This window comes from Pelagibacterium sp. H642, assembly GCF_031202855.1.
In the GTDB taxonomy this organism is placed as follows: Bacteria; Pseudomonadota; Alphaproteobacteria; order Rhizobiales; family Devosiaceae; genus Pelagibacterium.
The window spans coordinates 1,896,416-1,919,213 of record NZ_CP101829.1 but is presented as its reverse complement, the minus strand read 5'-3'; the positions used below and the strand labels follow the sequence as shown (position 1 = coordinate 1,919,213).

At 64.1% G+C, this 22,798-nt stretch carries 20 protein-coding genes; 16 read left to right on the top strand and 4 right to left on the bottom strand.

Annotated features, from left to right (window positions below; all coding sequences use genetic code 11):
• Window positions 1–3: 3 nt before the first annotated feature.
• Window positions 4–1,188 carry an efflux RND transporter periplasmic adaptor subunit gene (locus tag NO934_RS09450; protein ID WP_309159708.1) on the bottom strand — a complete coding sequence of 395 codons (1,185 nt, stop codon included), beginning with the start codon at window positions 1,186–1,188 and terminating at the stop codon, window positions 4–6.
• Between the two features lie 125 nt (window positions 1,189–1,313).
• Between NO934_RS09450 and NO934_RS09445 the strand changes: the two genes are divergently transcribed.
• Window positions 1,314–1,982 (top strand): response regulator transcription factor, encoded by a 669-nt coding sequence (locus NO934_RS09445; protein WP_309159707.1) that lies wholly within the window; start codon window positions 1,314–1,316, stop codon window positions 1,980–1,982.
• Window positions 1,979–3,331 (top strand): HAMP domain-containing sensor histidine kinase, encoded by a 1,353-nt coding sequence (locus NO934_RS09440; RefSeq protein ID WP_309159706.1) that lies wholly within the window; start codon window positions 1,979–1,981, stop codon window positions 3,329–3,331. The genes NO934_RS09445 and NO934_RS09440 overlap by 4 nt, the downstream gene beginning before the upstream one ends.
• Before the next feature lie 90 nt (window positions 3,332–3,421).
• On the opposite strand, the gene NO934_RS09435 is transcribed toward NO934_RS09440, so the two are convergent.
• The 3 genes from NO934_RS09435 to NO934_RS09425 all read right to left on the bottom strand — a co-directional run bounded on the left by NO934_RS09435 (window position 3,422) and on the right by NO934_RS09425 (window position 5,539).
• On the bottom strand, window positions 3,422–3,676 hold the full coding sequence (locus NO934_RS09435; protein ID WP_309159705.1) for a hypothetical protein: 255 nt from the start codon (window positions 3,674–3,676) through the stop codon (window positions 3,422–3,424).
• Window positions 3,677–3,801: 125 nt separating this feature from the next.
• Window positions 3,802–4,746: a kelch repeat-containing protein gene (locus NO934_RS09430; protein ID WP_309159704.1), complete on the bottom strand. Its 945-nt coding sequence runs from the start codon at window positions 4,744–4,746 to the stop codon at window positions 3,802–3,804.
• 16 nt (window positions 4,747–4,762) lie between these two features.
• On the bottom strand, window positions 4,763–5,539 hold the full coding sequence (locus NO934_RS09425; protein WP_309159703.1) for a helix-turn-helix domain-containing protein: 777 nt from the start codon (window positions 5,537–5,539) through the stop codon (window positions 4,763–4,765).
• Between the two features lie 377 nt (window positions 5,540–5,916).
• On the opposite strand from NO934_RS09425, the gene NO934_RS09420 reads away from it, so the two are divergent.
• The 14 genes from NO934_RS09420 to NO934_RS09355 all read left to right on the top strand — a co-directional run bounded on the left by NO934_RS09420 (window position 5,917) and on the right by NO934_RS09355 (window position 22,797).
• Window positions 5,917–6,465: a cytochrome c gene (locus NO934_RS09420; RefSeq protein ID WP_309159702.1), complete on the top strand. Its 549-nt coding sequence runs from the start codon at window positions 5,917–5,919 to the stop codon at window positions 6,463–6,465.
• An 86-nt stretch (window positions 6,466–6,551) separates the two neighbouring features.
• On the top strand, window positions 6,552–8,309 hold the full coding sequence (locus tag NO934_RS09415; RefSeq protein ID WP_309159701.1) for a PQQ-binding-like beta-propeller repeat protein: 1,758 nt from the start codon (window positions 6,552–6,554) through the stop codon (window positions 8,307–8,309).
• Window positions 8,310–8,408: 99 nt separating this feature from the next.
• Window positions 8,409–9,263 (top strand): substrate-binding periplasmic protein, encoded by an 855-nt coding sequence (locus NO934_RS09410; protein ID WP_375143245.1) that lies wholly within the window; start codon window positions 8,409–8,411, stop codon window positions 9,261–9,263.
• Window positions 9,264–9,315: 52 nt separating this feature from the next.
• Entirely contained in the window at window positions 9,316–9,924 is a 609-nt protein-coding gene (locus NO934_RS09405; RefSeq protein WP_309159700.1) for a hypothetical protein, read from the top strand.
• Between the two features lie 3 nt (window positions 9,925–9,927).
• The gene (locus tag NO934_RS09400) at window positions 9,928–11,337 is read left to right on the top strand and encodes a hypothetical protein (RefSeq protein WP_309159699.1); all 1,410 of its coding nucleotides are present in this window, start codon (window positions 9,928–9,930) and stop codon (window positions 11,335–11,337) included.
• Window positions 11,334–15,554 carry a VWA domain-containing protein gene (locus tag NO934_RS09395; protein WP_309159698.1) on the top strand — a complete coding sequence of 1,407 codons (4,221 nt, stop codon included), beginning with the start codon at window positions 11,334–11,336 and terminating at the stop codon, window positions 15,552–15,554. Before NO934_RS09400 ends, NO934_RS09395 begins: the two co-directional genes overlap by 4 nt.
• Window positions 15,554–16,564: a MoxR family ATPase gene (locus NO934_RS09390; RefSeq protein ID WP_309159697.1), complete on the top strand. Its 1,011-nt coding sequence runs from the start codon at window positions 15,554–15,556 to the stop codon at window positions 16,562–16,564. Before NO934_RS09395 ends, NO934_RS09390 begins: the two co-directional genes overlap by 1 nt.
• Window positions 16,564–17,439: a DUF58 domain-containing protein gene (locus tag NO934_RS09385; protein WP_309159696.1), complete on the top strand. Its 876-nt coding sequence runs from the start codon at window positions 16,564–16,566 to the stop codon at window positions 17,437–17,439. Before NO934_RS09390 ends, NO934_RS09385 begins: the two co-directional genes overlap by 1 nt.
• Complete coding sequence (locus NO934_RS09380; protein ID WP_309159695.1) at window positions 17,436–18,413, top strand: ABC transporter ATP-binding protein; 978 nt, start codon at window positions 17,436–17,438, stop codon at window positions 18,411–18,413. The genes NO934_RS09385 and NO934_RS09380 overlap by 4 nt, the downstream gene beginning before the upstream one ends.
• Window positions 18,410–19,207, top strand: a complete 798-nt coding sequence (locus tag NO934_RS09375; RefSeq protein WP_309159694.1) for an ABC transporter permease — start codon at window positions 18,410–18,412, stop codon at window positions 19,205–19,207. Before NO934_RS09380 ends, NO934_RS09375 begins: the two co-directional genes overlap by 4 nt.
• A gap of 20 nt (window positions 19,208–19,227) precedes the next feature.
• A complete protein-coding gene (locus NO934_RS09370) occupies window positions 19,228–20,262 on the top strand; it encodes an ABC transporter substrate-binding protein (protein WP_309159693.1) in 1,035 nt (344 codons plus the stop codon).
• The gene (locus NO934_RS09365) at window positions 20,259–21,116 is read left to right on the top strand and encodes an ABC transporter ATP-binding protein (RefSeq protein ID WP_309159692.1); all 858 of its coding nucleotides are present in this window, start codon (window positions 20,259–20,261) and stop codon (window positions 21,114–21,116) included. The genes NO934_RS09370 and NO934_RS09365 overlap by 4 nt, the downstream gene beginning before the upstream one ends.
• A gap of 11 nt (window positions 21,117–21,127) precedes the next feature.
• The gene (locus NO934_RS09360) at window positions 21,128–21,943 is read left to right on the top strand and encodes an ABC transporter permease (RefSeq protein WP_309159691.1); all 816 of its coding nucleotides are present in this window, start codon (window positions 21,128–21,130) and stop codon (window positions 21,941–21,943) included.
• Window positions 21,943–22,797 carry a transporter substrate-binding domain-containing protein gene (locus NO934_RS09355; RefSeq protein ID WP_309159690.1) on the top strand — a complete coding sequence of 285 codons (855 nt, stop codon included), beginning with the start codon at window positions 21,943–21,945 and terminating at the stop codon, window positions 22,795–22,797. The genes NO934_RS09360 and NO934_RS09355 overlap by 1 nt, the downstream gene beginning before the upstream one ends.
• Window position 22,798: the final 1 nt, after the last annotated feature.

The window sequence follows — 22,798 nt, the reverse complement described above, 5'->3', positions numbered from 1 at the left end:
GGCTTAGCCCTCAATCGCTACCGGCTGGCCGGCTTCCAGTCCGCTGAGCGGCATGGCAACCACGGTGTCGCCGTCCTCGATGCCGCTGGCGATCTCGACGCGGTCGAGACGGCTCCAGACCTGGGTAACCTCCACATCCTTGCGCACCAGCTCGCCCTCTTCGACAGCAAGGACGTAGCGGGCGTCTTCTTCTCCCAGCAGCGCCCGCTGGGGCACCGACAGCGCATCGGGAGACGAGGCGGTGACGATCTGACCGGTCACGAACATTCCGCCGCGCAGGCTGGCTTCGGGATTTTCAAGCGTTAGATAGACGGTGATCGAGCGCGTGCCTTCGACCGCGACCGGGCTGATGCGATCGACCCTGGCCTGAAACTCCATATTGCTCAGCCCTTGGACCGAGAGCGTCGCCGTCTGGCCGATGCCCACCTGGGCGGCGCCCGACAGCGGCACCAGCGCATCGACGGTGATGCGGCTCAGATCGACGATCGAAAACAGCACCGAGCCGCTCGAAACGACCTGGCCGGGCTCCACCATGCGCGCCGACACGGTTCCCGAGAAGGGCGCGCGAATGGTCGCCCGTTCGATATTGGTCTGCACCTGCTCGACCTGGGACTGGAGCGAACCCAGCGTTGCCCGCAACTGATCGACCTCGGCGATCGCCGCATCCAGGGTGCTTTGCGGCGTGATGCCGCGCTCGGCGCTCGAACGCGTGCGCTCGAGCGTCTGCTCGGCCGCCTCGAGCTGAACTTCCGTCGAATCGCGTGTGGCCTGCTGCTGGCGCAACTGCAGTTCCAGATCGCGGATGTCGATCTGGGCCAGGATCTGCCCGGCCTGTACCGATTGCCCGGCCTGCACGTTGACCGCCGTCGCAATGCCCGAAACCTGCGCTGAAATGTCTGCCGATTGCGCCGGCTGGATGGTGCCGGTGAAATTGAGAGACGCGGTGAGGTCGCTGCGCTCGACGGTATAAACTTCGCTGGGATGGAGCTGCATCGTGCGCGGCTCGGAGGTGACCGGTTCGGCTTCTGCCGCGGCCTCTTCGGGCACGGCCGCAGGCGAAAGGTCCCATGCTCCGGTGAACACGGCGCCAGCGCCGACGGCAGCCACAGCCAAAAGCGCCAGGATGATCCAGCGCCACCGACCTTTTTTCGATCGTTCGTGATTATTGTTTTCTATCTGGTCGGTCATTGTCGATCTTTATCGGGATAATCGGTAAGGGCGCCTGTTTGGTGGTATTGGATTGCAGCAACATTGCGATGACGCGCAATGTTGGCGCAACCTGTCGGGCTTTATTGACAGGCAAGGAATGAACAATGCGTATTTTGCTGGTTGAAGACGAAGATGCAATGGCTGCGCTGCTCAATGCGGCGCTGGCAAAGCATCATATCGTTGTCGATCACGCCGGCAGTCTTGCCATTGCCGAGGAAGCGAGCCTTGCCAATGTCCACGACGCCGTGCTGCTCGATCGTAAACTGCCCGATGGCGACGGATTGTCGCTGATCCCCCGGTTGCGCCGGATCAACCCTTCCATCCCCATCATCGTCCTCTCCGCCCTGGGTTCGCTCGACAATCGGGTCACCGGCCTCGACAACGGCGCCGACGACTACCTTGCCAAACCTTTTTCCGTGGATGAGTTGCTGGCCAGATTGCGCGCCGTTCTGCGCCGGCCCGCCCAGGTCAAGCACGAAGCGCTAACGATCGGTGGCGTCGAGTTCGAATCCGAGCACCGGCAGGTCAAGATCAACGGCAAGCCGGTCGAGCTGCCGCGGCGGGAGCTCCTGGCCCTTGAGGCCCTGATAAACCGCGCGGGGCGAACCGTCTCCCGCGATGCGCTCGAACAGGCCGTCTATGGGTTCGACGACGATATCGCTTCCAATGCGCTCGATGCCCATATTTCCCGCCTGCGGCGCAAGCTCGCTCCGGCCGGGGTGCAGATCCACGGCATACGCGGCATTGGCTATCTGCTAAGAGTGGCGCAATGACCCGCCGGCGCTGGAATTCGCTCACGGTTCGGCTAACGCGCAAACTCGTGCTCTGGCAGGTCGTAACGCTTGTCATCTTCGCATTGATCGCTTCGATTCCCGCTTCCCGTTTCGAGTTCGGTGTCGGGCTCGATGACCGGGTCGTCAAGGTCATCGCCGATGCGGTTCGGCTGGAAGACGGCAGCCTCGCGATGGCATCCACCAAGGACCTCGAAGCGGTCCGCCGCACGCATCCCGATTTCTGGTTCCATGTGGCAAGCAACACCTATGCAGGCTTAAGCGAGGGCCCCATCCCGCCCGATTTCGCGCCGGCCATCGATAACGTTATCTACGTTTCCTATGCCGATTTCGGCAGCTACGATCAGCCAAACATCAACCCCGCGATCATCCGGCAGGCCAATACCGAGGCCGGCCCCGTTCACATCGCCACGGGCGGGGGACCGCGCTTTGAGGGCGTATCGCTCGGGCTGCTCCTGGCAAACCGCTATTTCGTCGGCTTTTCGGCTGCCCTGAGCCTTATGTTGATGATCGCGATTCCCATAACGCTGCAGCGCGAATTGCGAGGGCTCAGCCGCGCCGCCGACGAAGCGGGGAGGATCGACGTCGACCAGCGCGGCGTCCGGCTGTCCCAGCGGGAAATCCCTGAGGAAATGCTGCCGCTGGTACGCGCGATCAACGCCGCCCTGGCACGCCTCGACGAGGGGATCGAGCGGCGCCAGCGCTTCATGGCCGACGCGGCCCATGAGTTACGCACGCCCATCGCCATCCTGCAAATGCGGATCGACCTGTTGCCGCGGGGCGCAGAGCGCGAGCAATTGCTCCTCGACGTGGCTCGGCTCTCCAACCTTGCCGATCAATTGCTCGATCTCCAGCGTATCGACATGGGGCAATCCAATTTCGACACCTTCGATCTCGTCAAACTTGCCGAAAGCGCCACCGCCGATATGGCTCCGCTCGTCATCGCCGCCAATGACGAAATCTCTTTCGAGAGCGATGCGGAAAACGTTCTCGTGCGCGGTGACCGGGTAGCGCTCAGCCGGGCGGTCACCAATCTCATCCAGAACGCGATAACCCATGCCGGCGCCGCCGCCCGAATCATTGTCAGTGTCGGCCCCTCGGGCACCGTGACGGTCAGTGACAACGGGCCTGGCATTTCCCCCGAGCAGCGCACCCGGATCTTCGACCCGTTCTATCGCGTCAAGCCCAGCACCAGGGGGGCCGGCCTTGGCCTCAACCTTGTCCAGGAGATCGTTCTGCGCCATCGCGGCACGATCAAGGCGACCGATTCCAAATTGGGCGGTGCCGCCTTTACCATCGCCCTCCCGCCTGACGAGCCAACCGAAACCTGACCGAAGCCAGGGGCAAAGGAAAAGGCCAGGTCCTGGGACCTGGCCTTTCTCGATGCTTGGATTGAGGCCTATATCGATTCGGCCCGGAGATCAGACGAGACCTGCGCGCTGGCAATCGCTGAGCTGGAGCGAATTGAGATCGATGCCCGAAGCGGCGGCCTGTGCACGGCTCGGCCTGTGCTCATAGGCATCCATCGGGCTCTTTGACGCAAGTTCTTCACAATAGTCTGCCACATAGGGCAAACCAGCTTCGGTCACATGAACGCCACCGACGGTCGTCTGGGCGAAGGCGGCGGCGGGAAATGCACCGAGGGCGAGGGCAATAGCAAGAATTGTCTTTTGCATTATGGTCTCCATAGTTTCGTGCCGCTTCGTTTTCGACGCGGCTCGCTGATCCTATGGAGGCTGGATTGCCCCAACATTGCGCGCTTCGGCGATCGCCTTCCAGCCAGCCCGCACTCTCTCAAACCCTAGCTATCGGGCGCGGAAGCCTCGAAGGTTTCCACGACGACCGAACGATCTCCGCCGGCGGTTGGAGCCCCCATCAGCGTAACGACAGCACTCCCATGAACGACGGCGCCGAAACCATGGCGGGCCGTGGGAAGCGGCGGCAAGACCTGCCAGCTGTCGGCGGCGGGATCGTACGCTTCGGCGGCATCGAAGGTGATTTCCCGCGTTTCGCCGCCAAAGACATAAACCCGGCCATCAAGAACCGTGGCGGCGACACCGCTGCGCGCCGTGGGCATCGGCGCTCCGTCCCGCCAACGATCGGTCGCCGGATCGTAGATCTCCACCGTGTCGAGATTGAATGCCGGATCGCCATCGACCCGGCCGCCGATCGTCACCAACTGACCGTCCACCGCGACAACCCCCAGATGATCGCGCGGCGTGGGTATGGGGGCGGCCTGTTCCCAGCTATCGGAGGCCGGATCGTAGATTTCATGCGCATCGACATTGGCCGCGCCCGATACCGAGCCGGCGACCACATGGATACGGCCGTCGATGACGGCGGCCCCTCCCGCAGCGCGCGGCGCGGGCATGGGTTCGGCTTCGCTCCATTGCAGCGTTTGCGTATCGAGCACCCACACCGCGCCGCTGGCCTGCCACCCATCCACATAGCCCCCGAACACATAGACACGCCCGTCGAGCGCGGCGGCCATGGGATGGTGAACCGGATAGGGAAATTGCGGCCCCACCGTCCAGGCCCGGGCCGCAAGGTCGTAGATGAGCACCTCGCGCGCGCCGTTATAATCGCCGATGAGGTAGGCGGTTTCGCCATCCTGCACCACCGCCATCTCCGAGCGGGGCTGAGGCCCGTCCGGGCCTGTCGCCCATTGTCCAGTGATCTCATGGGCAACCGCTCCGGTGGCAAGCAGCGCCGCCGCCACGATCCGCATCAGGCCCAATCTGACCATTTCCTCCTCCGATCGTTCAGCCGCCCAGCGCCTCGGCCAGACGCGGAGCGACGGCCATCAGGCGCGGAGCAAGATCGGCAACACCCTCCTCGGGGCCGATCACGCGCCTGAGGACCATCAGGCTCAGCGCGCCGTAAAGTTTGGTCCGGCCCTTGACGGGCACGCCGATCGCCCAGATATCGCCGCCAAACGTGGCGGTAATATACTCCTCATCGCCCAGCGCGTAGCCTTTTTCGCGAATGTCTGCAATCAGCGCCTCGACGCATCCTGGCTTGGCGATGATGCGGTTCCAGCCCAGCGGATTGAGCCGGAATTGCCCCAGCAGAGCCTCCCGCTCGGCATCGTCCATAAAAGCGAGGTAGGCGCGTCCCAGGGACGTCGTGAGCATGGGCGGGCGGTGGCTGGGATGGCGCGAGACCATCATGCCGCGCCAGTCCTGGGTCGTATCGGCGATGATCATGGCATCGCGGTCAAAAATGGCGAAGGAAGCCGGCCATTTGAGGATTTCCCGGCTTTCGGCCATGACGGGGCTGACCAGCCTTCCGGTCTCGCGCACGGCCGAATAGCCGGAAGCCAATGTGATGGTGAGCCCGGTTGGTCGCCAGAACGGCCCGGCCCCCGAGCGGGTGACATACCCCTCATGTTCGAGCGTTTCGAGCATGCGCACGATGGTGGCCTTATCGAGCCCTGATCGTGCATGGATACTGCCGACGGTGGATTCGTTTTCCTCGTTGACGAGGCGCAAAATCGTCAGGCCGCGCGAAAGCGCCGCTACCTGCTTGAACGAACTCATTCTCCCCCCTGGAGCAGCGTCATCATGTCACACCTGCTCAGCGCAGTATAATCAAGCCATTAGACTTTCGTCCAATAGGGTATCCCATCTCTGTCACAACTTCGTCAAACTCCCGGAAACCTGCGGGAGAACGGCTATCGCGCTCGGTCTTAGCGGCCCAATAGCAGGCGACACTCCCCCACCGATCGATCTTGACTCCCCTCTTGCAGTCGTCTCATTTTCGTGAAATGGCATTTCACCGCGCGACACCTTGTCACTTGTCGATGTGTCGCAAGTGAGGATTTCGCCTCGCGAGGAGGCAGTCCGCCAGACAAAAAATCCGTCGGCGGTGAGGAGGATTGTCGTTTCTAGCCCCATGAAATCGAAGGAATACGAGTATGTTTAACTCCATTGGTCTGGGCCGCGTGGGCCGGACCGTGCTTGTCGCCGCAGGCATTGCCGCGCTTGCGGGCACCTCGGTCGCGTTCGACAACATGACGCCCGAGCAGCGCGCCGCGCTTGAAACCGCCCAGGCCGAAGCAACCCCCGCCGCCGAGGCCGACACGGAAACGACCGCCGACGCGGGCGGCGAACGCACCATCTTCGATGGGGTCTATACCGAAGCCCAGGCCGATCGCGGCATGGAGTTCTTCAACTCGGACTGCTCGGGTTGCCATGGCAATACCGCGCGCGGCGGCCCCGGCTCGCCCGGCCTCGTCGCCTATACCCTCGACAGCAAATACGCCGACCAGCCGCTGTTCAACTATTGGGATTTCATGCGCAACAACATGCCTCCGGGCAATGCGGGCTGGTTCACCGATCAGGAATACGCCGACATCACCGCCTACCTGCTCGAGCTGCATGGCGCGCCGGCCGGTGACACCGAACTCGAAGGCACCCAAGAGGCGCTTTCGACAATCATGATCGTTCCCACGCCGGAAAGCTGATCATGCAAAAGGGGCTTGAAAGCCGGTACGCCGGCTTTCCGAAAACGCAAGGCAACTTGCATAATTTAGGGAAAGGGAGTGAGGCATTGACTTCTCATCTTTTGAAAATGGTTCTGGTCGGGACCACAGCCTTGGGGCTGCTGGCCACCCCGACCATGGCGCAGTCCTCGATCGAGGATCTCGCCCCGGTGACCGACGACATGCTGGCCAATCCGGATGACGGTGACTGGCTGGCCTATGGCCGCGCCGTCGACAACTACCGGTTCAGCCCACTCGATCAGATCAATGCCGACAATGTCGGCAGTCTGCAGATGGTATGGTCCCGTGGCCTCGAAGCAGGTCCGATGCAGGCTTCGCCTATCGTCTATGACGGCATCATGTTCATCGCCAATCCCGGCGACACCATCCAGGCTCTCGACGCGGTGACCGGCGATCTCATCTGGCAGTACCGCCGCCGTCTGCCCGACACCAACACCCTGCACTCGCTGGGCGACCGCAAGCGCGGCATCTCCATCTATGGCGACCACCTCTACTTCATGAGCTGGGACAACTATCTGGTTGCCCTCGACATGAAGACGGGCCAGCTCGCCTGGGAAGTCGACCGCGGCCAGGGCACCGACCTTGTCTCCAACACCTCGGGCCCGATCGTTGCCAATGGCGTCATCATCGCCGGCTCGACCTGCCAGTACTCGGCCTTCGGCTGCTTTATCTCCGGTCACGATGCGGAAACCGGTGAAGAGCTTTGGCGCAACACCTTCATTCCCCAGCCGGGCGAAGAAGGTGACGACACCTGGGGCAACGACTACGAATCGCGCTGGATGACCGGCGTCTGGGGCCAGGTCACCTACGATCCCGAACTCGACCTGGTCTTCTACGGCTCGAGCGGCACGGGTCCCGCTTCCGAAGTGCAGCGCGGCACCCCCGGCGGCACGCTCTATGGCACCAACACCCGTTTCGCGGTTCGTCCCGAAACCGGTGAAATCGTCTGGCGCCACCAGACCCTGCCCCGCGACAACTGGGACCAGGAATGCACGTTCGAAATGATCGTGGCCGAAACCGACGTCAATCCTTCCGAGGAAATGGACGGTTTCCTCGCCATGGGTGAGAACGCCTCGGGTGAAGCTCGCCGCGTTTTGACGGGCGTGCCCTGCAAGACCGGCACCATGTGGCAGTTCGATGCCGAGACCGGCGAATTCCTCTGGGCCCGCGACACCGTCCACCAGACCATGATCGAAAGCATCGACGAGACCGGCCTGGTCACCGTCAATGAAGACGTGATCCTGGACGAGATCGGGGTTCCGGTCGAGCACTGCCCGGCCTATCTCGGTGGCCGCGATTGGCCGCCTTCGGCGTTCAACCCTAACACCGGCATCTACTACATCCCGCTCAGCAATGTGTGCCAGATCTCGACGCCGCGTGACAACGAACCGACAGCGCTCGACGTCTACAACACCGACTCCCAGTACACGCTGCCGCCCGACGAAACCAATGTCGGCCGGATCGACGCCATCGACATTTCGACCGGCGAAACCGTGTGGAGCTGGGAACAGCCCGCTGCTCAGTACTCGCCCGTCATGGCGACTGCCGGCAATCTGCTGTTCACGGGCGGCGGCGACCGCTACGTCAAGGCGTTCAACGCCGAGACCGGTGACATGCTGTGGCGCTCGCGCCTGGCTTCGGACGCTTCGGGCCATGCGGTGACCTATGAAGTCGATGGCCGCCAGTACGTCGCCATCCCGGCAGGTCCGGCAGGATTCTCGCGCAATCTGATGATCGCCGAAGGCAATGTCGACCAGGGTGGCACCAGCTCTGCCATCTATGTCTTCGCCCTGCCCGAAGAATAAGGCCGAGCGATAACGAACCGGGGCTCCAGCGGATTTTTCGCTGGAGCCCCATCTATGCCGGCCGCCCCCTTCGGCGGCCAACGGGAGGAGGAACCGCCTGTGAGCCTTATGAATTTCCGCACCGCGGCCCTCGCCCTGATATCGTGCCTTCTGGCCGGAACGAGCTTTGCGCAATCGGTCGAAGTCGTTCCGCGCGAACTCTACCAGGAGCGCATGCGCCAGGAAGGCAACAAGCTGATCTTTTGCGTCAATCCCCAAGGGGTTCTCGCCGAATTCGAGCGCGACCTCGCCCAAGCGATCGGCCAAAGCCTTCTGGCCGATGTGGAATATTACGAGATCGGCGAGAACGATTGGCCGACCCGTCCGCTGCCCTATGATTACCGCCTGGTTCTGACCGAGCAGCAGATGTTCATCATGCTGGCGCAGGAATGCGACGGCTTTTTAGGTTTCCTGCTGTCCCCCAGCAATCCGGCCTGGCTAAGCGTGACCCGGCCCTATCTCAGCGCCCGCACCGTGCTCGCCACGCGCGACGAACCGGCCGCCTTGACCGATCTGCCGCACGGGGAAACCATCGGTGTGCGCATGATGGCGTCGGGCGACAACCGCCTGATCCAGTATCTTGCGGCCCAGCCCGAAGACCAGAGCTGGAACCGCACGCCGTACCCGGACAACCAATTGCTGCTCGAGCGCCTCACCGACGGAACCGTCGCGGCAGCCATGATCTGGGAATACGGCCTGTTCGGCGCAACCGGCGGCGACCCCGCCGCTGCCGGATACTCTTATACCTACGATTTGCCCTTTCCCGTCGACCCGATCGAAATCGGCATTGCGACGCGGACTGAAGACTCCTATCTCAACGGCCTGCTTTCCGATGCCATAGCGGCATTGGAAGCGGACGGAACAATAGACGATCTTCTGCGCCAGAACGGGCTGACCGACAGCGCTGGAGGATAGCCCGCATGGCGGTTATTGTCCTTCAGACGACATGCGGAACGGGGGCGCGGCGATGTTCGATCTGAGCTTCCTCCAGATAGTATCGCGCGCCATAGCCATCGTGATCGTTCTCACGGTCATGGGCTTTTCGGTTGCCACCTTCGCCCGTCTTCTGGGCGACAAGGGTGCGGTCTATGACGCCAAGCTGACGCCCAATCCCTTTGCGCATATCGACATCTTCGCCTTTGCCGCCGGCATCATCGCCCGCATAGGCTGGGTGCGGCCCATCGCCATCGATCCCGCCAAATGCTTCGGGGGCCGGACGGCTCCGGTTATCGTTGCGGCCGCAACGCTGATCGTCGTCTTCCTTTTAGGCCGGCTTGCCCTGATGCTGCTTCCCTGGATCGCCGTCTCATGGCCTTCGAGCAGTGCAGCGTTTGCTGATTCCACAATGCGCACCCTTGCCGACACCGCCGCCTGGACCCTCGCCGCCAACCTCATTCCCCTGCCCCCGTTCCTTGGCGGATATCTCCTCCAGGCGGTGGCGCCCCGCGCCCATTCCTGGCTTGTTCAGCGCCATCTCTGGATCTCGCTTGCGCTGCTCGTTGTGGTCGTCCTTACTTACCGGATGATCTCTTCGACCGCTTTGGGCGACCTGGCCCGGCTTTTCGGAGCCCGCTGAACCATGGCTCAAGCCGCCGCGCCCTTCGACCCCATCATTGCTCCGCTCAAGGCGGTCATCGTCCGGCGCAAATGGCGCACCCTGGCCCGCCTCGTCCTTGCCTGCGCGCTTTCGGTTCTCGTCGCTTTTCTTGTCTGGATCTTGGCCCGGCGGGCCGGCTATTCACCATTTGCCCCGCTGCCGCTCCTGCTCGCCGTCGGCATCGCGACAGCGGCGCTGGCCGGATTGTTCGCCTGGTCGCGGCGCCGGACGCCGGTGGAGGAGGCCTTTTTCATCGACCGCTCGGGCGGGTTCGAAGAGGCTTATGGCACCGCCGTGGAACTGGCCGCCAGCCCGGCCAGCGCCGCCGCGCCCGTGCCGGCCGAACTGATGCGTTCGATCCGCGCGCGCGCCGCCGCGATTTCTCCCAGCCGGCTCATCAAGGTCTTCACCCCCGGTTTCATCCTCGCCCTGCTCGCCGCTTTGGCTCTTTTTGCCGCGGCCTGGTGGATGGCCAGCCAACCCCTGCCCCCCGAGCCCGAAATCGCTATCGAAACCGCCGCCCAGCCCGAGCCGGCCGGTGCCGAGACGGTTTCCACCATCGCCGAAATGCTGGCCGAGGATGCCCGGGACCGTGATGACCCGCTGCTCGACGCCATCGCCCGCACCTTGTCGGAAACGGCCGATACCGCCGGGGTAGAGGGCATGTCGGAAGAGCTTCAGCAGCAGATCAACGACCTTCTCGATCAGGCCGCTGCCGCCTATGGCCAAGATAACCCGCGCTGGCTCGGCAATTCCGAAGGCATGCGCCTGTCCGAACTTGAAGAGGCGCTCGCCGCCATGGAAGCGGCGCCGGCCGCTCCGCCCACTGCTCCCCTCGATCCCGTGGCGGTGCGGGGAGACGAAATCGAAGGCACAGCGCCCGGCCCGGACATGTACGAGACGCGGCCCGAACTGGCCGAGCAATATTCCGATCGCGCCAGCGACGAGGTTTCCGGCGGAGCTGAAGTCACCATGGGCGAACCGCCCACCGATCTCGGTGGCAGCGCCGATCCGAGCGAGGGGCCGCAATTGATGCAGCCGCAACAGCTCCAGTCGATCGGCAGCATCCCCGTGGGCGCCGCACTCGAATCCGGCCGCGGGCTCTCCAATGCCGCCGGTCTGGGCGAAGAGGACCTGCAGGCCGACAATGCCTTTACCCAGATGCGCGCCGCTCCCGGTGAGGACATGGTGGTGAGCGCCCAGCCTCAGGCCGAGGGCAGCCGCATCCGCATCGAAATCGTTCCCCAGACCGCCGAGGGGCAGGCCGTCGGAGCGGCCAACGCCATCGGCGGGCAGACCGGCGCCGGTTCGGTCGAACCGGTGGCGCGTGATTTCATCCCCGCCAATGCCCGCGACCTTGCCGCCCGCTATTTCGAGCGCCCTGATCAATGATCGGTTTTGCGGCTCCTCTTTTTGCGGTGCTGGCGCTGACGGCCGGCTTTATCTGGTTCCTGCACAGCCGGCGCGAATATCGCCATGTCGTCCCCAGCCTCATGTTGTGGCGGCAATTGCAGACCCATGCGGGCCTAAAACCCAGGGCGCGGTTGATCCCACCCATCACCCTGCCCTTGCTGCTTCAGTTCTTGGCCGTGGCACTGCTGACGGTGGCTCTGACCCAGCCCTTTTGGGGCAACCGCTCCGTTCCCGATCATCTGATCGTCGTCCTTGACACCAGTGCGGTCATGGGCGCCCGCGACGGCGAGATGACATTATTCGATACGGCGCGCGAAAACCTCATAGCCGATTTCGGCACCAGTCGCCGCCTGGCGCCGCGACGGCTTTCGGTGGTCCTCGCCGGCCCGCAACCGGCCTATGCCGCCGCGCGCTGGGCGTGGCGCGATGGACTGCTCGCAGAGGCACTTTCCGATGCTGCGCCGACCGACGGCGCCAATGACTGGCGCGAGACCGCGCGGTTGGTTTCCGGTCTTTCTCGGCAAGGTGAAACCACCGAAGTGCTCGTTGCGGGCGGCTCAACCCTGCCCGAAAGCTTTACCGATTCCCTGCCCGGCATCACCGTCAGCCAGCGGGTGTTTTCCGGTGCGGGCGAGGACGCGGGGCTATCGGGGCAATTGTCGCTGACCGATCCGGAAAACAATCTCTGGACGCTTGAGGGCGAAGCCACCATTCGCGACGAGCGGGAAAGCCTCGTCGTCACGGTGCAATATGCCGCCGACATCACCCGCACGCCTCTCGATTGGACGACGATAGAACTCGAGCGCGAGGACGAAGGGCAAACCATCGCGTTTTCTCAAGAGCTGGAGCTGCCCGGCCCGGGCATCGTCACCGCGCTGATCGAAAACGATGCCACCCCGCGCGACAACCGCCTGCGTTTTGTCGCCGACGCCGCGCCCCGCATGCTCGACGTGCTTTACCTCGGGGAAGGCGAGCAGCCTCTTCTCAGGGCACTCAATGCGATCGATGGCGTACGAATCTTCCAGGACACCCAGCTCAGCGAGGCAGCAAACGATTTCGGCCTTGTGGTGCTCGATGGCGTGGACGTCGGCGAGCTGCCGGAAACAAATGTCATCGTAATCGATGCATCGGGCGAAGAGCTTACCGACCCCGATCCCGATTTCTGGGACACCGCGCACCCCGTTTCGCGCGACATGGACTGGTCGACGCTGCGCATTCCTTCAGCCCGGGGGCTGGAGGTCAGGTCCGGTGAAACCACGCTTCTCGCGGCGGACGGGACGGCGCTGATCGTGGCGAGCGCCACGCCGACCGGACGCACACTGCGGTTCGGCTTTGACCCCAGCGCCAGCAACTGGCCCGAAACCACCGGCTTTCCCGTCTTTGTTTCCAACCTGATCGACTGGATGGGCCAGGCTCCAGGGTCACCTGCCCCCGCCAGTTGCACTGTGGGTTTGCCCTGCCCGATCGATGCGCGCCTGTTCGGCCAGCCGATCGTCAATCTCGAACTGCCGCGCTCCGATGCCGGGAGGGTGCCCGAAGGCGAGTTCGTCCCTTCCCAAGCCGGCCTGTTCCGCGTCGGCCAGGGCGCACTGACCCGCCTGATTGCCGTCAATCCGGCACCGCTTTCCCTTCCCTCCGATACCGCAGTGGTCGAGAACGCCCCCGCGCTGCCGCAAGGCTTGGCGCTATGGCTGGTCGGCGCCGCGCTCGCGGTCCTTGTCGTGGAAGGGATTATCACCGCGCAGCGCAAGCACTGGCTGCCGCGCCTCTCGGTACTGCGCCTCGTCAGCCTCGTGCTATTGGCCGCCGCGGTTTTCAACCTGCCGTTGCCTTGGCTCGATAACCGGACGGACCTCGTGGTCGTCGTGCCCGAAGGTGGCGATCCTGCCGGCTCGGGCAATAATGGACCCGGCGCGCCGGCGCTGGCCATGCTGGCGGCAGGGCCAGGGATTCAGGTTCTCGCCGATCTTGGCGAGGGTGCCCCCACCGGTGCCGATGTGCTGCGTGTCACCCACACCGCCGATGCTCTCGATCTGGCGGCGGCGATGATCGCCCCTGGCCGCGAGGGCCACATCGTTCTGGCCGGCGACACGGCGCGCGATCCTAGGCTGGATCGGCGCTTTGCCGGGCGCGGCATCGCTGTCGACTACCTTCAGGCGCCCAATCCCGCCGAAAATGAGCTCTATGTCGACCGCCTCGACATGCCCGAGCAGGTGCTTTCGGGCGAGGCCGTGCCGCTGACCGCTCTCGTCCACAGCCACGGGGACCAGACGGTCGGCATGGAAATCATGGCCGGTGGGCAAGCCGTCGCCAGCCAGGATATCGAACTGGCGGCAGGACCGAACCGCATCGAGGCGATCCTGCCCGAAGCGGGCACCGGCGGCGACCTCATCGAAGTGCGATTGGCCGGCAATGACGCCTTCCCGCAAAACGATGCGATCGGCCAGATCCTTTCCACCGCCCCCGTGCGCCCCATCGCCATCGTTTCGCCCGACCGTGACCATGGGGAGGCGTTCGCCGCGCTTCTTGCCGACCAGGGATTGGAGACCGAACTGTTCGAGCCCAGCCGAGCCCCCTATTATCTCAAGGATTGGCTGAGGTTTGGCGGCATCGTTCTCCTCAATACCCCCGCCCTTTCGCTGACCACGCTGCAACAGGAATTGATCCAAACCAGCGTCGCGCAATATGGCACGGGGCTGGTGATCCTGGGCGGGCCCAACAGCTTTGGCCCCGGTGGCTATTTCGGCACCGCACTGGAAACCCTCTCCCCGCTATCGAGCCGCGTTCCCCAGGACGCGCCCGAAGTGGTGATGGTGTTCGTGCTCGACAGGTCCGGGTCGATGCAACAGCCGGTGGGCGAGGGCAACCGCCTCGACATCGCCAAGACCGCTACCGTCGCGGCCACCGAATTGCTCAACCCGCAAAGCCAGGTGGGGATCATCGCCTTTGATGCCGAGGCGCGCACGCTTTTGCCCCTCACCCGCCTGGCCGATGCCCCCGGTGCGGTGCAAGAGGCGCTTGAAGGTTTCGACCCCGGCGGCGGCACCTCGATCTATCCCGGCCTTGTCGAAGCGCTCGACATGATGCGCGGGCTCGAGGCCCCCGCCAAGCATCTCGTGGTGATGACGGACGGGCTGAGTCAGCCTGGCGATTTTCCGGGCATAGTCGGTCAACTCACCGCCGAAGGGATCACCGTTTCGGCAGTGGCCATCGGCCAGGGCGCAGACACCAGTGTGGCACGCACCATCGCCGAATTGGGCGGCGGTTCGGCCCACATCACCAGCGATTTCGCCGCGCTTCCCTCGATCCTTTCCCAAGAGGCCATGCTATTGGCCTCCCCCATCGAGGAAGGGGCGACCCAGCCGATCTGGCAGGACCGCAGCGCGAGCTTTCTTTCCGCCCTGCCCGAGCAATTGCCGCCCCTTACCGGCTTTGTCGGCACCACCGCGAAGCCGGATGCCAAGCTTGTCGCCACAGCTCCCAATACCGATGGCGAGGACATGCCCATCCTGGCCCATTGGCGCTACGGCAACGGCATGGTTCTGGCCCTTTCCACCGATGCGACCGGTCCCTGGTCGGACGCTTGGCAGCGCCTGCCCCAATATGGTGCGCTCTGGAGCGATATATTGAGCCAGTTCCAGCCGACCACCCCTCGCCCTGGTCTGACGCTTTCGGCGCAGGGCGACGGCGACTATCTCGGCCTGCGCGTCACCGCACTGGATGAGGATGGAGCGCCGCTGACCGGCCAGAGCTTAACCGCCACCGTCACCGCGCCCGGCGCCGAGACGGCCGAACCCATGGTGCTGACCGAGAGGGTTCCCGGTCAATATGAGGGTCGCCGCGTGCTCGACGCCACCGGGCGCTACGAGGTGACGGTCGAACAGGGGGAAGAGGCCGAGCCGATCGAAACGGCCTACTATCATTCCTATAGTCCGCGCTATGATTTCTCGCGCACCGGTGGTGCCGCCGCGCTTGCAGCCGCAACAGGAGGCCAGGCGATCGCGCCTAATGAGATCGAGACCCTGGGGGCCGGGCTGGTGCTAGGCGCCCGGCACCAATGGCCAATATGGGCTCTTGGCGCCTTTGCATTATTCTTGCTTGACCTGACCCTCCGCTACCGCGGATTTTCGGCCCGCCGCAAGGCCGGGTCCGGCCTAACCGAACCTGATGCCTTGCGCCAAGGAGAACCTATCTGATGACCGCAGCCTCACCCCAGACCCAGGCCGGCGTTGCCCAATTGAATGCCCTGCGCGATGCGCTGACCCGCACGCGCGCCAGCATCGCCACCACGGTGATCGGGCAGGAAACCGTGGTCGATCTGATGCTGATCGCGCTGATGGCCGGCGGCCACGTCCTGCTCGAAGGCCCTCCGGGCGTTGGCAAGACGCTGATGGTGCGCTCGCTCGCCAAAGCTGCCGGGCTCTCTTTTTCGCGCGTGCAGTTTACCCCCGACCTCATGCCCGCCGACATCACCGGCGCCTCCGTGCTCGTGCCCAATGCCGAAGGGCGTACCCAGCTCGAATTCCGCAAGGGCCCGATCTTCGCCCAGCTCCTATTGGCCGACGAGATCAACCGCGCCACCCCGCGCACCCAGTCCGCACTCCTTGAAGCCATGCAGGAAGGCACCATTTCGGCCGGCGGAACGACCATGGACCTGCCAAGGCCGTTCTTCGTTCTGGCCACTCAGAACCCCATTGAAATGGAGGGCACCTATACGCTGCCCGAAGCCCAGATCGACCGGTTCCTGTTCCGCATCGACGTGCCCTACCCTTCGGAGGACGTGCTCACCGGCATTCTGACGGCGACCACCGGCACCGAATTCGGCGAGCTGACCCAGGCCATGACCGGCGAGGATATCATCGCGCTCCAGGGCCATGTGCGCTCGGTCCCCATCGCCACCGCCATGCAGCAGGCGATTGCCCGCTTCTGCCTTGCCACCCAACCGAAAGGCGACGCCGCCGACAGGGACGTCGCCCGTTACATCCGCTTCGGCGTCAGCCCGCGCGGCGCGCAATCGCTGGTGGTTGCCGGCAAGGCGCATGCCTTCATGGCCGGGCGCAACCATGTGTCGGTGGCCGATCTGCGCGCCGTGATGCTGCCGGTGATGCGCCACCGCGTCCAGGTCAATTTCGAAGGGCGCGCGGCCAACATCGAAGTCGATAAACTGCTGCTGCGGCTGTTCGACCAGACCGTGGACAAGCTCTGATGCGACCACCAGCCGCCCTGCTCGAACAATTGACCACTTCGCGCCTTCTGCCCGCCTATGCTCAGCCCTCCATCGGCACGGGCGAGCGGCGGTCGCGGCGCAAGGGGGCGGGCATGGAGTTCGTCGACCACCGCCCCTACCGGGCGGGCGACGACACGCGGCACCTCGATCCGCATCTATTCGCGCGCACCGGCGATTATGTGGTGCGCGAATATGCGCTCAACCAGCAACTGCCGGTGACCATTGTCATCGACCCTTCAGCCTCCATGGGCGCGAGCGAGCCGAGCAAATTCACCCAGGCCCGGCTGATCGCTCAGCTTCTGGGCTTTGCGGCGCTGGCCGGGGGCGATCAGGTGCAGGCCGCCGTGCCGACTCCCTTAGGCAACAGGCTCTCTCCCCGCTGGCATGGCGCGGCCCGGGCCGATCTGATGTTTGACTGGATCGGCAAGCTTCCGGCCGGCAAGGGCGAGGATTTTCTCCAAGCCTTGCGCACCCTTCACGAGGATCTGCCGCCCCGCGGGCTGGTGATCGCCATTTCCGATTGGTGGCACGAGGCGATCGGGCCGGTGCTCGATACGCTATTTGCCGCCGGCCAGGAAGTGCTGGCCATTCAGGTTCTTGGTCCCGGCGAAATCGACCCGCAAGACATGCTCACCGGGGTGGTGACCATGGAGGATTCCGAAAGCGGCGAAGAAATCGAACTTGTTGTCGACCGCACGCTGCTCGACCGTTACCGTGAGCTGTTCGCGCAGCGCCAAGAGGAGTTGCGCGCAATGTTTAACGCCAAGCACTGGCATTTCGTCACCGTTTCTGCACAAGACGATCTCGACCAGTTATTCATGCGCACTTTCCGCGCGCAGGGAGTTCTTTCATGAGCGCCGCCCCAGATATGGCCGCCCCCTCGCCCGCCATCCTTGTTGAAGGAATATCGAAGCGCTTCGGGCGCGTCCTGGCGCTCGACGATGTTTCCCTCGATGTGCCGCAAGGCGACATCTTCGCCCTGCTCGGCCCCAATGGCGCCGGCAAATCCACGCTGATCGACATCTTGTGCACCATCAGCAGGCCCGATAGCGGCCGGGCCGAGGTGGCCGGCATCGACGTGGTGCGCCATCCGCTGCGCGCCCGGCGCAATCTGGGCGTGGTGTTCCAGGAAACCACGCTCGATACGCGTCTGTCGGTGCGGGAAAATCTCGATTTTCATGGGCTGGTCTATCAGATGAGCCGCGCCGACCGCCGCCGCCGCATGGATGAGATGCTCGAACTGGTCGAGCTCTCCGATTGGCGCGAGGCGGTGGTGCGCACCCTCTCCTCGGGCATGCGGCGGCGGCTGGAGATTGCCCGCGCCCTGATGCACCAGCCGCGCATCCTGTTCCTGGACGAGCCCACCGTCGGGTTGGACGCCCAATCGCGCGCCCGCATCTGGAGCTATCTCGACACGCTGCGAAAGACCAGCAAGCTCACCATCGTGGTCACCACCCACTATATCGACGAGGTCGAAAACTGCGATTCGATCTGCGTCATCGATCACGGCAAGATTCTCGCCCGCGGCACGCCCGACAGTCTCAAGGCCGAATACGGCACCAGCCTGTTGCGCGTCACCCCGCGCACGCCGGAGGCTCATGCCGCCCTCAAGGAGCGCTATCCCGGCGCGGTCGAGGGCGCCGAGGGTCAATTGCTCGTCAAGCTCGAAGCGGCCAGCAGCGCCGATGCGCTTCTGGCCGAGTTCGGCACCCAATTGCGCCAGGTGACAGTCGACCAGCCATCGCTCGAAAGCGTATTCCTGGCCCTGACCGGCCGCGACCTGCGCGAGGCCCCGCCCGCACCGGCCAGGAAGGGGCGACGCGGATGAGCCAGGTCCAGACCCAGGTGAGGCCGACGCGACGCGCCGAGGGCGAACCGGGCGGCTGGACGGTAACCGTCTCGCGCCTGGGGTTTCTTTGCGCCTTGATCGTGCTCTGGTGGATCGCCTCCATCAATGTCTCGCGCAACATTATCCCCACGCCCCTTGCAACGCTGGAAGCGGCCGGCCGGCTGCTTTCGGACGGGGAGCTGCAGGAGGCGGTGCTCGCCTCGATCTCGATCTACCTTTCGGGCTACGCCGTCGCCATTCTCGTTGCCATTCCGCTCGGGGTGGTGATGGGCGCCTTCGGTCTTTTGGGCCGCACGCTGGAAATCTATGTCTATGCGCTTTCGGCCACCCCGCGCGTTGCCTTCATTCCGCTGGTGATCGTCCTTTTGGGATTGGGCTCGGAAGCCAAGATCTTCATCGTGTTTCTGGGCGCCGTGATGCCCATCCTGATCAACACCTATGCCGGCGTACGCCAATCGGACCCCGAACTTGTCGAAATGGCACGCTCGGTCGGCGCGGGCCGGTTGCGGATCTTTACCCGCATCGTGCTGCCGGGCGCCGTTCCCTATATCATCGTGGGCCTGCGCATCGGGGCGACCATCGGCTTGATCAACACGGTTGTCGCCGAGCTTTATACCGCCGTAAGAGGCCTTGGAGGCCTGCTTGCGATATATGGCAATACGTTCCGGATGGCGGAATACTTCGTCGTCGTTCTATCACTGGCAGCCATCGGTGTTGTGGTCACCGAAGGCCTGCGGATTGCCGAGCAGCGGTTGGGCCGCTGGCGGCGCTGATTTTGCAAGGGAGAAGCAAAATGACCACCAGAAAGTTCGCAGCAGCTTTGGTCGCCGGCCTGTCGACGCTGGCCCTGATGAGCGGATCGGCGCTGGCGCAATCCAGCGAGCCCTTCCGCCTCATCCTTACCCATCTCGAGCCGCCGCTCGTCCCCAATTCGGTGATGGATCTGGCCGCCGAGCTTGGCTATTTCGAAGAGGAGGGCCTCGATGTGGAGCTGATCCGCGTGCAGCAGACCCCCTCCGCCGTCGCCGCCCTGCAATCGGGTGAAGGCGAGATGGCCAATATCGGCGTCGATGCCCTGCTTCAGGTCATCCATAGCGGGGCGACAGACTTCCGCGCCGTCACCTCGCCCAACAAATCCCTGCCCTTCCTCATCGCTTCGAAAGACGATATCGCCACGCCGGAGGATCTGGCGGGCCGCAGCTTCGGCGTCGGCCGCGTCGGCAGCCTCGACCATTCGCTGAGCGACATGGTGCTTTCGAGCCTTGGCGTTTCGCTCGAGGATTCCGAAGTGGTGACCTTGGGCCAGCCCAATGTCCGCGGCCAGGCGCTCGCCGCCGGGCAGATCGATGCGACCACCATGTCGATCGGCGTCTGGAGCGAAATGCCCGACACCACCGGCCTGCACGTTCTCGTCGACCAGGAGGCCTATTATGAAGGCGCCCCTGTCGTGAACAAGGTCAATGCCGTGCCCGGCAACGTGCTCGAGGAACGCCCAGATGACGTGGCCGCGGTGATCCGCGCCCTCACACGGATTTCGCGTGACTTTGCCGAAAACCCCCAGCTCTGGGTGGACGCCATGGCCGAAGTGCGCCCGGATGTCGATGTGGCCGTCCTCGAAATGCTGGCGGAATCGTTTGCCGGGAGCTGGAGCGTCAATGGCGGCATGAGCGCACAGGAGCTCGCCTTCACCAGCGAATGGCTCTATGGCACCGAGGATTTCGCCAGTTTCGAGCCGCTGCCCCTCGAAGCCTGGGTCGATTTCGGTCCCGTGGACGCCGTGCTTGCCGAGCTGGGCACCGACGAGAGCATGGACCCGGCCGATAGATGAACGTAGTCCGCTTTCCCGAGGGCGATCGCTCAAAGCCAATGGGTGCCGAACCGAAAGTGCTTTTGACCTTCAACAATGTCGAAAAGCGCTTCGTGCGCCCTGACGGCTCGGTCAGCGTTGCTGCCGATGGCGTGTCGCTCGCTATCGAGGAGCATAAATTCGTGGCCGTGATCGGCCCTTCGGGATGCGGCAAGACCACTCTCTTGCGCCTTGCCAACGGCCTTATCGAGCCCGACGCGGGCGAAGTGACCATCGAGGGCCGGGCCCCCGTGCCCGGCCCCGACATGGGCTTTGTGTTCCAGGCCTTTCGGCTGATCCCTTGGGCAAGCGTTCAGGGCAATGTCGAATTCGCCCTCGAAAGCCTACCCCTCTCCAAGGCCGAACGGGCCGAACGGGCCCGGACCTATCTCGACCTCGTCGGCCTCTCGCGCTCGGCCAACTCCTATCCGGCCCAGCTTTCGGGCGGCATGAAGCAGCGTGTCGCTTTGGCCCGCGCTCTGGCGGGCGAACCGCGCGTGCTCCTGATGGACGAACCTTTCGCCAGCCTCGACGCCCAAACGCGCGAATTGATGCAGGCCGAGCTCCTGGCCATATGGCGGCGGCGGATGCCGACCGTGATGTTCGTCACCCACAGCGTCGACGAAGCTCTGGTGCTGGCCGATAGGATCGTCGTGATGGGCGCCGGCAAAATCCTCGAACAGATCGACGTCGACCTGCCCCGCCCACGGCTTTCCGCCCAGATGCGGGGCGACGCCCGGTTCATTGAGCTTCGCAACTACCTCTGGGACCGTATCCGCGACCTGGTCCTGTCCGATCCGGCCTCGGAGTTCTTCGGCCGCAATTTGAACGAATAGGGAGCCCCCTTATGATCGGTGGCGTGTTAGGGCAATTGGGCGGCGTCTATGCCATTTGGCTACGGGAGGTGAAGCGCTCCCTGCGTGACAAGGGGCAATTGATCGGCGGCGTCAGCCGTCCGCTGCTCTGGGTGCTGATCCTGGGGATCGGGCTCAACCCCTATTTCCGCGGCGAGGTCTATGGCGAGGTCCGCTTCGTCGTTCCCTACACCTATCTGCAGTTCATCTTCCCTGCGGTGATCGTCCTCAACATCCTCTATACCTCCATCCAATCGGCGGTCTCGCTGATCTGGGACCGCGAGTTCGGTTTCCTGCGCGAGGTGCTGGTCTCACCCATGTCGCGCAACATGATTCTTCTGGGCAAGGTCCTGGGCGGAGCGACCACGGCGGTGATCCATGGCTGCATGGTGCTGGCCGTCGCCCGGCTGGTGGGCGTGGTCCTCACGCTCGAGGTGATCCTATCGGCGCTCGTCCTCATGTTCGTCTTGGCTTTCGGGCTCACCGCCTTCGGCATCGTCATCGCCAATTATGTGCGCGGCTTTGAAAGCTTCGGGGTGTTTTCCAACGCCGTGATCCTGCCGCTCTATTTCACCGCCAGTTCGGTCTTTCCCCTCGATCCCGCGCTTACCCGCGCCCAGACGCTGGTCACCTATCCCGAATGGCTGGTGATCATCGTCGAGCACAATCCCCTGACCTATGCGGTGGACGCCATGCGCGGCATCCTCATCAACTTCAACCAGTTCGATCCGATGCTGGGCTTTCAGGTCGTGGGCATCATGGCCGTGGGGCTTTACCTGCTCGCCGTCTGGGAATTCAGGAAAGTCTGATGGCCGCCACGACGCCCCCGCGCGACCGTCCCCAAAGACGCAGCGGATTTTACGATCTCCTTCCCCTGGTCGCGGTCTTTGCCCTGCTGTTTGCCGTAAGCTTTCTGCCTCCCGACACCTCGCGGGCCGAAGTCGATAGGCTCGGCCGGCTCAGCGTCTGCATGCCCACGCTCTACCCGCCCCTGGTGACCGGCAATGCCGATGCCCCCGGTTTCGAGGTCGAGTTGATGCAGCAAGTGGCCGACCGGCTGGGCTGGCGGCTCAACATCGTCTCCAACGCCGCCATGGGGCGCGATTTCAACCCGCGCAACTGGCGCATCAACCGCGCTCAATGCCAGGTGCTGGCCGGGGGCATTGCGCTCAACACCACCACCCAATCCTTCCTCGATACCTCCGCCCCCCATATGGTGACCGGCTGGGCCCTGGTCGCTCCGCCCGGTGAAACCATCGAGACCGTCGAAAGCCCGGTCGGCTTCCTCGCCGGCCTCACCGGCCTCAACCGTATCGAACTGGGGCAGTATCTGCGCCACCAGGAGATCAGCGCCTCGATCGTCAACGATGCCCGGGCGCTGCGCTCGGGGCTGGAATCGGGCGAATTCTCGGCGGCGATCACCGAAGCCCTTCTGGCCCAACAGACCTTCGGCGACACCGATTACGAGATCACCGTCCTGGGCGAGCCGCTGGAGCGTTTCTCCCTCGGCATCGGCTTCTGGAAAGGCGACATGACCCTCAAGCGGGCCGTCGAAGGCGTTCTGGCCGACCTCTGGGATGACGGCACAATGGCCGAGATCGCCGGTACCTATGGTCTGGACGCCGACATCTTGTGCCCACCCAACGCCACCGGCTGCGCCTGAT

What these genes read in the sequence shown, in the direction of transcription:
- NO934_RS09450 (WP_309159708.1), bottom strand. Translation starts at nt 1,188, where the DNA reads ATGACCGACCAGATAGAAAACAATAATCACGAACGATCGAAAAAAGGT.
- NO934_RS09445 (WP_309159707.1), top strand. Translation starts at nt 1,314, where the DNA reads ATGCGTATTTTGCTGGTTGAAGACGAAGATGCAATGGCTGCGCTGCTC.
- NO934_RS09440 (WP_309159706.1), top strand. Translation starts at nt 1,979, where the DNA reads ATGACCCGCCGGCGCTGGAATTCGCTCACGGTTCGGCTAACGCGCAAA.
- NO934_RS09435 (WP_309159705.1), bottom strand. Translation starts at nt 3,676, where the DNA reads ATGCAAAAGACAATTCTTGCTATTGCCCTCGCCCTCGGTGCATTTCCC.
- NO934_RS09430 (WP_309159704.1), bottom strand. Translation starts at nt 4,746, where the DNA reads ATGGTCAGATTGGGCCTGATGCGGATCGTGGCGGCGGCGCTGCTTGCC.
- NO934_RS09425 (WP_309159703.1), bottom strand. Translation starts at nt 5,539, where the DNA reads ATGAGTTCGTTCAAGCAGGTAGCGGCGCTTTCGCGCGGCCTGACGATT.
- NO934_RS09420 (WP_309159702.1), top strand. Translation starts at nt 5,917, where the DNA reads ATGTTTAACTCCATTGGTCTGGGCCGCGTGGGCCGGACCGTGCTTGTC.
- NO934_RS09405 (WP_309159700.1), top strand. Translation starts at nt 9,316, where the DNA reads ATGTTCGATCTGAGCTTCCTCCAGATAGTATCGCGCGCCATAGCCATC.
- NO934_RS09400 (WP_309159699.1), top strand. Translation starts at nt 9,928, where the DNA reads ATGGCTCAAGCCGCCGCGCCCTTCGACCCCATCATTGCTCCGCTCAAG.
- NO934_RS09395 (WP_309159698.1), top strand. Translation starts at nt 11,334, where the DNA reads ATGATCGGTTTTGCGGCTCCTCTTTTTGCGGTGCTGGCGCTGACGGCC.
- NO934_RS09390 (WP_309159697.1), top strand. Translation starts at nt 15,554, where the DNA reads ATGACCGCAGCCTCACCCCAGACCCAGGCCGGCGTTGCCCAATTGAAT.
- NO934_RS09385 (WP_309159696.1), top strand. Translation starts at nt 16,564, where the DNA reads ATGCGACCACCAGCCGCCCTGCTCGAACAATTGACCACTTCGCGCCTT.
- NO934_RS09380 (WP_309159695.1), top strand. Translation starts at nt 17,436, where the DNA reads ATGAGCGCCGCCCCAGATATGGCCGCCCCCTCGCCCGCCATCCTTGTT.
- NO934_RS09375 (WP_309159694.1), top strand. Translation starts at nt 18,410, where the DNA reads ATGAGCCAGGTCCAGACCCAGGTGAGGCCGACGCGACGCGCCGAGGGC.
- NO934_RS09370 (WP_309159693.1), top strand. Translation starts at nt 19,228, where the DNA reads ATGACCACCAGAAAGTTCGCAGCAGCTTTGGTCGCCGGCCTGTCGACG.
- NO934_RS09365 (WP_309159692.1), top strand. Translation starts at nt 20,259, where the DNA reads ATGAACGTAGTCCGCTTTCCCGAGGGCGATCGCTCAAAGCCAATGGGT.
- NO934_RS09360 (WP_309159691.1), top strand. Translation starts at nt 21,128, where the DNA reads ATGATCGGTGGCGTGTTAGGGCAATTGGGCGGCGTCTATGCCATTTGG.
- NO934_RS09355 (WP_309159690.1), top strand. Translation starts at nt 21,943, where the DNA reads ATGGCCGCCACGACGCCCCCGCGCGACCGTCCCCAAAGACGCAGCGGA.